Below are 11,876 nucleotides of genomic sequence, written 5' to 3' on the forward strand. Positions count from 1 at the left end.
GAGCCTGATGCAGATCACAAGCGTGCTGCTACTTTTCGTCGCCCTGGCCGTGGCCCTGGTGTTCATGGGATTCAAGGTGGTACCCCAGGGCTACCAGTGGACCGTGGAGCGCTTCGGTCGCTACACCAACACCCTCAAGCCGGGGCTGAACATCATCATTCCGGTGATGGACCGCATCGGGCGCAAGATCAACGTCATGGAGAACGTGCTGGACATCCCGCCCCAGGAAGTCATCACCGCCGACAACGCCACGGTGCAGATCGACGCCGTATGCTTCTTCCAAGTGGTCAATACCGCCCAGGCCGCCTATGAGGTCAACAACCTCGAGCACGCCGTGCGCAACCTGCTGCAGACCAACATCCGTACCGTGCTCGGTTCCATGGAACTGGATGCGATGCTCAGCCAACGCGATGCGATCAACGAGAAACTGCTGAAGACCGTGGACGAGGCCACCGCGCCCTGGGGCATCAAGATCACCCGGATCGAGATCAAGGACATCAGCCCACCGGCCGACCTGATGGCCGCCATGTCCGGGCAGATGAAGGCCGAACGGGTCAAGCGCGCGCAAATCCTGGAGGCAGAAGGCCTGCGGGCCGCCGCCATTCTCACCGCCGAAGGCAAGAAACAGGCGCAGATCCTGGAAGCAGAAGGCGAGCGCCAGGCGGCGTTTCTCGAATCCGAGGCCCGGGAGCGCCAGGCCGAAGCGGAAGCCAGGGCAACCCAAGTCGTGTCCGAGGCCATCGCCAATGGCAATGTCCAGGCCATCAACTATTTCGTGGCCCAGAAATACGTCGACGCCCTGGGCAAGCTGGCCTCGGCCAACAACAGCAAGGTGGTCCTGATGCCGCTGGAGGCCAGCCAGGTGATCGGCGCGGTGGGTGGCATCGGCGAAATCGTCAAGGCCACGTTCGACGGCAAGAAACCCTGAGGCCGGCTCCATGGCGACATTCCTGCAAGCACTGTCGTTCTGGGACTGGCTGGCCCTGGGCACCGTCCTGTTGATCCTCGAAGTGTTTGGCGCTGGCGGCTACCTGCTGTGGATCGGCCTGGCGGCAGCCTGTGTCGGGGTGCTGGCCTTCCTGCTCCCGGGCCTGCCGGGGGAAGCGCAGGTCTTGCTGTTCGGCCTGGTATCGGTATTGACCGCCCTGTACTGGTGGTACCGTCAACGCCGCGTGATTCGAACCAGCGACCAGCCGACCCTCAACCTGCGGGGCCAGGAGCTGATCGGCAAGACCTTCGTCGTGCACCAGGCCATCGCCAACGGCCGGGGGCGGATCAAGGTTGCCGACGGGGTATGGATTGCCAAGGGTGCAGACGCGCCGGTGGGCGCCCGGGTCCGGGTGATCGGCCAGGAAGGAAGCATCCTGCTGGTCGAAAACCTTGACTGACAGGCTACGGAACTCAGCCAGGGAATCTAGAATCAAACGGTGTAGTTCCCCCTAGTCGGAGTCACCCATCATGCGTCTGAAAATAGCTGTCGTCACACTTGCCCTGCTGTCGTTGCCCATAGGTTCGGCAATGGCCGATACCTTCTGGCGCAACGTCATCTCCTCCGGTGCGACCACAGGCTCTACCTACCTGACCTTCAAGGACCACAAGTTGATCGTCGCCGCCCAGGACGATGCCGGCAGCTTCGTCGCCAGCAACGGCAGTATCCGTGGCCCCTACCTCGAAGCCGCCATGCAGAAGGTCCGTGCCGACAATCCCGGCCTCAAGGCCACCGACATGGAACTGGCCAACGCCATCCTGGCGAAGAATGCCGTCGCCCAGGAATAAACCGGGTCCAGAGATGGCCGATAGGAAAAACGCCGACCCTGGGGTCGGCGTTTTTTATCTGCGCACCAACAGCGAATCAGCGATAAGCCTCCAGCGGTACGCAAGCACAGAACAGATTGCGATCACCGTAGACATTGTCCACCCGGTTCACCGCGGGCCAGTACTTGTGGGCCCGGGCATGGGCGCTGGGCAGCACCGCTTGCTCGATGCTGTAGCAACGCGCCCAAACCCCAGTGATATCCGCCAACGTATGGGGTGCGCCCTTGAGCGGATTGTCCTCGGCCGGCCAATGGCCGTCCTGCACCTGGGCGATTTCGGCGCGGATGCTCAGCATGGCCTCGACAAAACGATCCAGCTCGGCCTTGGATTCGCTTTCGGTGGGTTCGACCATCAATGTTCCCGGTACCGGGAACGACATGGTCGGGGCGTGGAAGCCGTAGTCCATCAGGCGCTTGGCAACGTCTTCCTCGGTAATGCCGGTCAGGGCCTTGAGTGGCCGCAAATCGAGGATGCATTCATGGGCCACACGACCGTTGCGCCCGCTGTAGAGCACCGGGAAGGCACCACTGAGCTGGACGGCCAGGTAGTTGGCCGCCAGGATCGCCACCTCGCTGGCGTCGGCCAGCTGCGGCCCCATCATGGCGATGTACATCCAACTGATGGGCAAGATGCTCGCACTGCCCCAGGGCGCCGCACTGACCGCGTCGTTCTGTGGCAGCGGGCCGTCGATCGGCACCACCGGATGGTTGGCGACAAAGGGCGCCAGGTGGGCACGCACGCCGATCGGTCCCATGCCCGGGCCACCGCCGCCGTGGGGAATGCAGAACGTCTTGTGCAGGTTCATGTGGGAGACGTCGGCGCCAATGTCCGCGGGCCGGGCCAGGCCCACCTGGGCATTGAGGTTGGCGCCATCCATGTACACCTGGCCGCCATGCTGGTGGATGACTTCGCAGATCTGGCGAATGCCTTCTTCATAGACGCCATGGGTCGAAGGATAGGTGGCCATCAGGCATGACAGTTGTTCGCCAGCCTCCCGGGCCTTGGCCGCAAGATCCGCAAGGTCGACATTGCCTGCCTCGTCGCATTCGACGATCACCACCTGCATCCCGGCCATCTGCGCCGATGCCGGGTTGGTGCCATGGGCCGAGGACGGGATCAGGCAGATATTGCGTTGCCCTTGCTGACGGCTCTCGTGATAGCGGCGGATGGCCAGGAGCCCGGCGTACTCGCCCTGGGCACCCGAGTTGGGCTGCATGCAAATGGCATCGAAACCGGTGATCGCGCATAACCAGCGTTCCAGCTCGTCGATCATCAGTTTGTAGCCAGTCGCCTGCTCCCGGGGCGCGAAAGGATGCAACTGGGCGAACTCCGGCCAGGTGATGGGGATCATCTCGCTGCTGGCGTTGAGCTTCATGGTGCAGGAGCCCAGGGGGATCATCGACTGGTTGAGCGCCAGGTCCTTGTTCTCCAGCTGCTTGAGATAGCGCAGCATGCGGGTCTCGCTGTGATGGGCACTGAACACCGGATGGCTCAACACCGGGGTGCGACGCAGCAACTCGGCGGGTAATCCGGACTCCAGGTCCTCGGCATCCAGCGCGGCCACGTCCAGTCCGTGATCGGCCCCCAGGAATATATCCAGCAACCGAGCGACGGTGTTCTCGTCGCAGGTTTCGTCCAGGCTCAGGCCCAACCGGCCACGCCCGAGAATCCGCAAGTTGATCCGCTGCGCCCTGGCACTCTCGATGATCGCGGTCTGGCTACCGCCTACTTCCAGGGTCAAGGTGTCGAAGAAATGCCGGTTGACCCGGACAATGCCGTGGCGTTCGAGCCCAGCGGCGAGGATGCAGGCCAACCGATGCACGCGCTGGGCGATGCGCTTGAGGCCCAGCGGGCCATGGTAGACCGCATAGAAGCCGGCGATGTTGGCCAGCAGGACCTGGGCGGTACAGATGTTGGAGTTGGCTTTTTCGCGGCGGATATGCTGCTCGCGAGTCTGCAGGGCCATGCGCAGGGCCACCTGGCCCCGGGCGTCGCGAGAGGCACCGATGATGCGCCCGGGCATGGCCCGCTTGTACTCGTCGCGACAGGCGAAGAATGCGGCATGGGGCCCACCGTAGCCCATGGGTACGCCAAAACGCTGGGACGAGCCCAGCACCACATCTGCGCCCAGCTCGCCGGGCGGGGTCAGCACCAGCAGGCTCAGCGGGTCGGCAGCGACGCAAGCCAGGGCCTGCCGGGCGTGCAGTTGCTCGATCAACGGGCGCAGGTCGCGGATCTCGCCGTGGGTGTCCGGGTACTGCAGCAGGGCGCCGAAGACCTCATGCCCGGACAGCCGGTCCACGGTATCGACGATCAGCTCGAAACCGAAGGCCTCGGCACGGGTGCGCACGACGGAGATGGTTTGCGGATGGCAGTGTTCATCGACGAAGAACCGGTTGCTCCTGGACTTGGCCACGCGCCTGGCCAGGGCCATGGCCTCGGCCGCCGCGGTAGCTTCGTCCAGCAGCGAGGCATTGGCCAGCTCCAGGCCTGTGAGGTCGATGGTCATCTGCTGGAAGTTCAACAAGGCCTCCAGCCGGCCTTGGGCAATTTCTGGCTGGTAAGGGGTATAGGCGGTGTACCAACCTGGGTTCTCCAGCACGTTACGCAGGATCACCCCCGGGGTCAGTGTGCCGTGGTACCCCATGCCGATCAGGCTGGTCCAGACCTGGTTCTGCGCGGCATAACCCCTGAGCCGGGCCAGGGCCGCTTCCTCGTCGAGAGCCGCTGGCAAGTCCAGTGCCCGATTGAAGCGGATGGCCGGCGGCACCGTCTGCTCGATCAACTCGACCCGACTGCCGAGCCCAAGGCTGGCAAGCATGGCTTGCTGCTCCTCGGCATCGGGCCCCAGGTGCCGGTTGAGAAATGCGTTGGGCTCACGTAGCTGGCTCAGGGATGGCGACCGGGACATGGCAGGCTCCTCCGATAAACGGCGCTCAGCGTCGATGCGACTGGGTGCCAAGCAGCATAGCAGTCGATTTTGCCCATCGACGCTCTAGCATCCCGGGACAATCGGGACCATCATGCCCAGCGTCAACGCACCAAGCCCGGTGCGCCTCAACCCATGCTCTTATCGTCCGCTTATCGGGTGTCCCATCGTCATGAGCCAACTACCTTTCCTGCCGTTCTCCAAACCCACCATCGATGAGTCCACCATCGCCGCCGTCGGCGATGTGTTGCGCTCGGGGTGGATCACCAGCGGGCCCAAGGTCCAGGCCTTCGAAGCCCAGCTCTCGGAATTCTTCGGCGGGCGTACGGTGCGTACTTTCAACTCCGGCACCTGCACCATGGAGATCGCCTTGCGCATCGCCGGCATCGGCCCTGGCGATGAAGTCATCACCACGCCCATCTCCTGGGTGGCCACCGCCAACGTGATCCTCGAAGTGGGCGCCACTGCGGTGTTCGCCGATATCGATCCGGTGACCCGCAACATCGATCTGGCCCAGGTCGAAGCTGCCATCACCCCACGCACCAAGGCCATCATCCCGGTCTACCTGGCCGGCCTGCCGGTAGACATGGACCGCCTGTATGCCCTGGCCAGCAAGCATGGCCTGCGAGTGGTGGAGGATGCCGCCCAGGCCCTGGGCTCGAGCTGGAACGGCCAGCGCATCGGCGCCGGTGGCGACTTCGTGTCCTTCAGCTTCCAGGCCAACAAGAACGTCACCTCCTCCGAAGGCGGCTGCCTGGTGCTCAATACACCGGAAGAAGTGCGCCTGGCCGAGAAGTACCGCCTGCAAGGGGTAACCCGCAGTGGCCAGGACGGCCTGGACGTGGACGTACTGGGTGGCAAATTCAACATGACCGACGTTGCCGCCGCCATCGGCCTCGGACAGTTCGCCCATATCGAGGCGATCACTGCCCATCGTCGCGAACTGGCCCGGCACTACTTCGAATGCTTCGGCAGCGACTTCCAGGAACGCTACGGCGCCCAGCTGCCACCAGCGGACTTCAACAACAGCAATTGGCACCTGTTCCAGCTGGTACTGCCGGAGCGCAAGGACGGTAAGCCCGCACGTGCCACCTTCATGGAGCAGATGCAGGAACGGGGAATTGGCATCGGCTATCACTATCCGCCGATTCACTTGCTGAGCCTGTACCGCGAGCGCGGCTTCAAGGAAGGAATGTTCCCGGTAGCGGAACGGGTTGGTCGCCTGATCGTGTCGTTGCCAATGTTCACGGCGATGAACAAGAGCGATGTGGAGCGCGCGGTAGCCGCGGTCAAGGAAGTCCTGCAAGGTTGAACCCGCGGCCGGCCTGGCATGCCAGGCCGGCCGCAATGCAGCTTACTCGCCGATGGAAGCCTTGTAGCCTGCGGCGTCCAGCAGTTTTTCCAGGTCCGCCGGGTTGGCCGGCTTGAGCTTGAAGATCCAGGCGTCGTAGGGCTCGCTGTTGAGCAACTCGGGGCTGGCGCTCAGCTCCTCGTTGACTTCGATCACTTCACCGGCCACCGGGGCGTAGATGTCCGAAGCGGCCTTGACCGACTCCACCACGCCGGCCTGGTCCCCTGCCCCGAACACCTTGCCGACTTCGGTCAGCTCGACGAATACCACGTCGCCCAGAGCCTCCTGGGCATGGTCGCTAATACCCACGGTCACGCTGCCATCGGCTTCCAGGCGGGCCCATTCGTGGCTTTCGGCAAAACGCAGGTGGGCAGGGATATCGCTCATGTTCTATGTCCTCAAGAAGAAATGATCAGCGGCGCAACGCCCGCTGCAAAATGTTAGATCAAGGTTTTGCCATGGCGCACGAAGGTCGGCTTGACTACCCGCACCGGGTACCACTTGCCACGGATTTCCACTTCGGCTCGATCACCGGTGGCCATCGGCAGCCGCGCCAGGGCAATCGACTTACTCAGCGTAGGGGAGAAACTACCACTGGTGATCTCTCCTTCGCCAACATCAGCGATACGAACCACCTGGTGCGCCCGTAGAACCCCACGTTCTTCCAGGACCAGGCCCACCAGTTTCTGCTTCACGCCGGCCGCTCGTTCGGCCTCCAGGGCAGCACGCCCGATGAATTGGCGCGAGGCCGGTTCCCAGGCGATGCTCCAGGCCATGTTCGCCGCCAGGGGCGAAACCTCCTGGTGGATATCCTGGCCATAGAGGTTCATGCCGGCCTCTAGGCGCAAGGTGTCCCGGGCACCCAGGCCAATGGGCGAGATGCCCGCGCCTACCAGGTCGTTGAAAAATGCCGGGGCCTGTTCGGCAGGCAGGACGATTTCCAGCCCATCCTCACCGGTATAGCCAGTACGGGCGATGAACCAGTCACCGTCGGTGCGCCCCTGGAAGGGCTTGAGTTGCTGGATCAGGGTGGCCCGCGACTGGCTCACCAGCTCGGCGATGCGCTGCCGGGCCTGAGGCCCCTGGATCGCCAGCATGGCCAGTTCCGGGCACTCGCGCAGCTGTACCTGGAAGCTCCCCAATTGCGCTTGCATCCAGGCCAGGTCCTGCTCGCGGGTGGCCGCATTGACCACCAGGCGATAGGTGTCTTCGAGACGGTAGACGATCATGTCGTCGACGATGCCGCCCCGCTCATTGAGCATGGCGCTGTACAACGCCTGGCCGGGGCTGTGCAGGCGTTCGACGTCATTGGCCAATAGATGCTGGAGCCAGGCCTTGGCCTGGGGGCCGTCGACATCGATCACGGTCATGTGGGATACATCGAACACCCCGCAGTCACGTCGCACCTGATGGTGCTCCTCGACTTGCGAGCCGTAGTGCAAGGGCATATCCCAACCGCCAAAATCGACCATTTTCGCGCCAAGGGCGAGATGCAGGTCATACAGAGGCGTACGCTGTCCCATGGGTTTCTCCTTCCGGGCGTGGCGAGGGTGCGGGCTGGCGCTGCAAAGGTGAAAGCCTTGAAAAACAAGGCCTACAGCCGGTTTCAGCGTCCCGGCCAAACAACAGACCGCACCGAATGCCGCGCATTGTAGCCGCAAGGTGCAGGGCTGGCACCTAACCGATTCGATGGGCCGAGCGGCGGATCAGGCCGATCACCGGCAACAGCCCCACCAGCACCAGGGTCAGGGCCGGCAGCGAAGCCCGTGCCCATTCCCCTTCACTGGTCATTTCAAAGATCCGTACCGCCAGGGTGTCCCAGCCGAACGGGCGCATGAGCAACGTAGCGGGCATTTCCTTGAGCACGTCGACGAACACCAGCAGGGCGGCGCTCAAGGTCCCGGGCAACAGCAGCGGCAGATACACTTTGAAAAACAGTCGCGGACCACCGACCCCCAAGCTGCGAGCGGCCTCAGGCAGCGACGGGCGAATCCGTTCCAGGCTGGTTTCCAACGGGCCATAGGCCACGGCAATGAAGCGCACCAGATAAGCCAGCAGCAATGCGCAAAGACTGCCCAGCAGCAAAGGCTTGCCAGCGCCCCCCAGCCAACTGGAAAGCGGGATCACCAGCTCACGGTCCAGGTAACTGAAAGCCAGCATGATCGATACCGCCAGCACCGAGCCCGGCAACGCATAACCGAGGTTGGCCAGGCTCACGCCACTGCGGATGCCACGGGTCGGCGCCAGGCGTCGGGCAAAGGCCAGCATCAGTGCAACGCTGACGGTAATCAGCGCGGCCATGCCCCCCAGGTACAGGGTATGGACGATCAACCCGGCATAACGCTCATCCAGGTCGAAGCGACCGCGCTGCCAGAACCAGGCCAGCAATTGCAGCAGCGGGATCACGAAGGCACAGGCGAATACCAGCAGGCACCAACCCGTGGCCGCCAGGGCCTTGATGCCACGCAGCGGATACAAGGCCTTGCCCCGGGGCCGTTCGTTACCCGTGCGGCTGGCGCCCCGGGCGCGCCGTTCGCCATACAGCACCAGCATCACGGCCAGCAGCAACAGGCTGGCCAGTTGGGCGGCACTGGAGAGGCTGAAGAAGCCATACCAGGTCTTGTAGATCGCCGTTGTGAAGGTGTCGAAGTTAAAGACCGCCACCGCGCCGAAATCCGCCAGGGTCTCCATCAGGGCCAGAGCTACCCCGGCGCCGATGGCCGGTCGGGCCATGGGCAGCGCCACGCGCCAGAACGCTTGCCAGGGCGATTGCCCGAGCACCCTCGCAGCCTCCATCAAGCCCTTGCCCTGGGCCAGGAAGGCGTTGCGCGCCAGCAGGTAGACATAGGGATAGAACACCAGGACCAGGACCAGGATCACCCCACCGGTGGAACGCACCCTCGGCAACCTGAGGCCACTACCGAACCACTCCCGCAACAGGGTCTGCACCGGCCCGGAAAAATCCAGCAGGCCAACGAAGACAAAGGCCAGCACATAGGCCGGGATCGCAAACGGCAGCATCAGCGCCCAGTCCAGCCAGCGTCGCCCCGGGAACTCGCAGAGGCTGGTGAGCCAGGCCAGGCTCACTCCCAGCAACGTGACCCCGACGCCGACCCCGAGCACCAGGGTCAGGGTATTGCCGAGCAGACGCGGCATCTGGGTTTCCCACAGGTGGGACCAGATCTGCTGGTCGACGGCCTGCCAGGAAAACAGCAGCACACTCAGAGGCAACAGCACCAGGGCCGCGACAGCAAAAACCAGGGGATACCAGCGACGTTGGGCAGGGTGGGCCACGGAAAACTCTCAGGTCAGGGGAAGGGCTTCAAGGCTGGGCCGCGAAAGAAAACGCCCCGCAAAGGCGGGGCGCAGTATAACGGCAGGCTCAGTTCCAGCCCGCGCGGTCCATCAGGCGAATGGCCTCGGCCTGGCGCTTGCCGGCAATCTCCACCGGCAGGGTATCGGCGACGAACTTGCCCCAACTGGCCACTTCCGCAGACGGTGCCACCGCTGGGTTGGCCGGGAACTCCTGGTTGACGTCGGCGAAGATCTTCTGCGCTTCAGGGGTGGTCATCCACTCCACCAGCGCCTTGGCGGCCTCCGGATGCGGTGCATGCTTGGTCAGGCCGATCCCCGACAGGTTCACGTGTACCCCACGATCGCCCTGGTTCGGCCAGAACAGTTTCACCGCCAGGTTCGGCTTCTGCTTGTGCAGGCGGCCGTAGTAGTAGGTGTTGACGATCCCCACGTCGCACTGGCCAGCGTTGATGGCTTCCAGCACGGCGATGTCGTCGGAGAACACGTCGGTGGACAGGTTGTTGACCCAGCCCTTGAGGATCTCCTCGGTCTTGTCCGCGCCATGGGTCTCGATCAGCGTGGCGGTCAGCGACTGGTTGTAGACCTTCTTCGCCGTGCGCAGGCACAGGCGGCCTTCCCACTGCTTGTCGGCCAGGGCTTCATAGGTGGTCAGCTCGCCCGGCTTGACCCGTTCGGTGGAGTAGGCCAGGGTCCGCGCCCGCAGGCTCAGGCCGGTCCAGGCGTGGTTGGAGGAGCGGTATTGCAGGGGAATGTTGCTGTCGATGACCTTGGAGGTGAAGGGCTGCAGGATGCCCATCTGTTCGGCCTGCCAGAGGTTGCCGGCGTCCACGGTCAGCAGCAGGTCGGCGGTGGCGTTCTCGCCCTCGGCCTTGATGCGCTGCATCAGCGGCGCTTCCTTGTCGGTGATGAACTTGATCTTCACCCCGGTCTTCTGGGTGTAGGCATCGAACACCGGCTTGATCAGCTCGTCGATACGGGAGGAGTAGACCACCACTTCGTCGGCGGCCTGGGCAGTGCCGGCGATGAGGGTGAGTGCCAGGGCGGTCAGTAGACGCTTCGGTGCCAACATGGGAGCAGTCTCTCGTATGCAAAGTGAGGCGAAATGATAAGGACTACCATTTGCTGGCTCAACCGAACCCGGAGCCGAGGAGTAACCAGATGTTGCGCGGGAAAAACGCGACCCGCCTGGCAGCGGCGCCTGCCCCCGGCAGGCACCATCGGAGGCCCGGATCACTCGGCCCGGGCCAGCTCCGGTAGGTCGCCACTCAGGCCCAGTGCCTGGCGCACGAACAGGGCCTTGGCCTCGGGCATCTGGTCGACCACCTTCAAGCCGGTGTTGCGCAGCCAGCGCAGCGGCAACGGATCGGCCTGGAACAGCCGCTCGAAACCCTCCATGGCAGCCATCAGCGCCAGGTTGTGGGGCATGCGCTTGCGCTCGAATCGGCTCAGCACCTTGACCTCGGCCAGGCGCTCGCCACGTCCGGTAGCCTCCAGCAACACCTGGGCCAGTACCGCGGCGTCGAGGAACCCCAGGTTGACCCCCTGCCCCGCCAGCGGATGGATGGTATGGGCCGCATCGCCGATCAACGCCAGGCCCTCGGCCACATAGCGCTTGGCATGGCGCTGGCGCAACGGCACGCAAAGCCGTGGATCGGCGCCGAGCACCTGGCCCAGGCGCCCCTCGAAGGCCCGTTCCAACTCGGCACAGAAGCTTGCGTCGTCCAGCGCCATCAGGCGCTCGGCCTCGGCGGGCGTGGTGGACCAGACGATGGAGCACCAGTCGTGCTGGCCATCCCGCACCAGAGGCAGGAAGGCCAGTGGGCCGGTGTCGGTGAAGCGTTGCCAGGCCGTCAGTTGGTGAGGCTGGCTGCTGCGCACGCTGGTGACGATGGCGTGGTGCAGGTAATCCCATTCGCGGGTGGCGCAACCGGTGAGGCGGCGCACCGCCGAGTTGGCACCGTCGGCAGCGACCACCAGTGGCGCCCGCAGCGTGCGGCCATCGGCCAGGGTCAGCAGCCAGTCGTCGCCGGAGCGGCGCATCTGCTCCAGCCGCGCATTGGCCAGCAGACCGATATCACACTCATGCAAACGCTCTAGCAGCGCATCCTGGACTACCCGGTTCTCAACGATGTGCCCCAGCACTTCGGCATGCACGCTGGCCGCCGAAAAGTGGATCTGGCCAGTACCACTGCCGTCCCAGACCTGCATATCGCGATAAGGACTGCTGCGCCGGCCAGCGATGCCATCCCAGGCGCCGAGACGCTGCAAAATCCGCTGGCTAGCCGCCGACAGGGCACTGACCCGGGGTTCGAATGGCGACTGCTCGTCGAAAGGCTTGACGCTCAGGGAGCCGCCATCGAGCAACAGCACTTCCAGACCGCTACCCTGCAACGCCAGGGCCAGGGCACTGCCGACCATGCCGGCTCCGACAATCAGCACATCTGCGCGCATTTCCATGCCTTAGGC

Annotated in this window: 10 protein-coding genes; 4 read left to right on the top strand and 6 right to left on the bottom strand. The window is 64.2% G+C overall.

Annotation, left to right across the window (positions count from 1 at the left end; translation table 11 throughout):
• Positions 1–7 precede the first annotated feature (7 nt).
• From I9018_RS30940 to I9018_RS30950, 3 genes are all read left to right on the top strand, one after another.
• On the top strand, positions 8–928 hold the full coding sequence (locus I9018_RS30940; protein ID WP_124347129.1) for an SPFH domain-containing protein: 921 nt from the start codon (positions 8–10) through the stop codon (positions 926–928).
• Between the two features lie 10 nt (positions 929–938).
• On the top strand, positions 939–1,388 hold the full coding sequence (locus tag I9018_RS30945; protein ID WP_068576042.1) for an NfeD family protein: 450 nt from the start codon (positions 939–941) through the stop codon (positions 1,386–1,388).
• Between the two features lie 70 nt (positions 1,389–1,458).
• Entirely contained in the window at positions 1,459–1,776 is a 318-nt protein-coding gene (locus tag I9018_RS30950) for a DUF2388 domain-containing protein (RefSeq protein WP_068576040.1), read from the top strand.
• Between the two features lie 76 nt (positions 1,777–1,852).
• Here the strand turns inward: I9018_RS30950 and gcvP are convergent, their stop codons facing one another.
• Positions 1,853–4,726: an aminomethyl-transferring glycine dehydrogenase gene (gcvP, locus tag I9018_RS30955; protein ID WP_241108275.1), complete on the bottom strand. Its 2,874-nt coding sequence runs from the start codon at positions 4,724–4,726 to the stop codon at positions 1,853–1,855.
• Between the two features lie 190 nt (positions 4,727–4,916).
• Between gcvP and I9018_RS30960 the strand changes: the two genes are divergently transcribed.
• On the top strand, positions 4,917–6,056 hold the full coding sequence (locus I9018_RS30960; RefSeq protein WP_068576035.1) for a DegT/DnrJ/EryC1/StrS aminotransferase family protein: 1,140 nt from the start codon (positions 4,917–4,919) through the stop codon (positions 6,054–6,056).
• A gap of 42 nt (positions 6,057–6,098) precedes the next feature.
• Here the strand turns inward: I9018_RS30960 and gcvH are convergent, their stop codons facing one another.
• The 5 genes from gcvH to I9018_RS30985 form a co-directional block, all read right to left on the bottom strand.
• Positions 6,099–6,482, bottom strand: a complete 384-nt coding sequence (gcvH, locus tag I9018_RS30965) for a glycine cleavage system protein GcvH (RefSeq protein WP_068576033.1) — start codon at positions 6,480–6,482, stop codon at positions 6,099–6,101.
• Positions 6,483–6,535: 53 nt separating this feature from the next.
• Positions 6,536–7,618: a glycine cleavage system aminomethyltransferase GcvT gene (gene gcvT / locus I9018_RS30970; RefSeq protein ID WP_124347127.1), complete on the bottom strand. Its 1,083-nt coding sequence runs from the start codon at positions 7,616–7,618 to the stop codon at positions 6,536–6,538.
• Between the two features lie 154 nt (positions 7,619–7,772).
• A complete protein-coding gene (locus I9018_RS30975) occupies positions 7,773–9,389 on the bottom strand; it encodes an iron ABC transporter permease (protein WP_068576029.1) in 1,617 nt (538 codons plus the stop codon).
• Positions 9,390–9,477: 88 nt separating this feature from the next.
• On the bottom strand, positions 9,478–10,479 hold the full coding sequence (locus I9018_RS30980; RefSeq protein WP_068576027.1) for an extracellular solute-binding protein: 1,002 nt from the start codon (positions 10,477–10,479) through the stop codon (positions 9,478–9,480).
• A 161-nt stretch (positions 10,480–10,640) separates the two neighbouring features.
• The gene (locus tag I9018_RS30985) at positions 10,641–11,861 is read right to left on the bottom strand and encodes a 2-octaprenyl-3-methyl-6-methoxy-1,4-benzoquinol hydroxylase (protein ID WP_241110209.1); all 1,221 of its coding nucleotides are present in this window, start codon (positions 11,859–11,861) and stop codon (positions 10,641–10,643) included.
• Between the last annotated feature and the right edge of the window lie 15 nt (positions 11,862–11,876).

It is taken from the genome of Pseudomonas sp. MPFS (assembly GCF_022537035.1).
GTDB lineage: Bacteria > Pseudomonadota > Gammaproteobacteria > Pseudomonadales > Pseudomonadaceae > Aquipseudomonas > Aquipseudomonas sessilinigenes.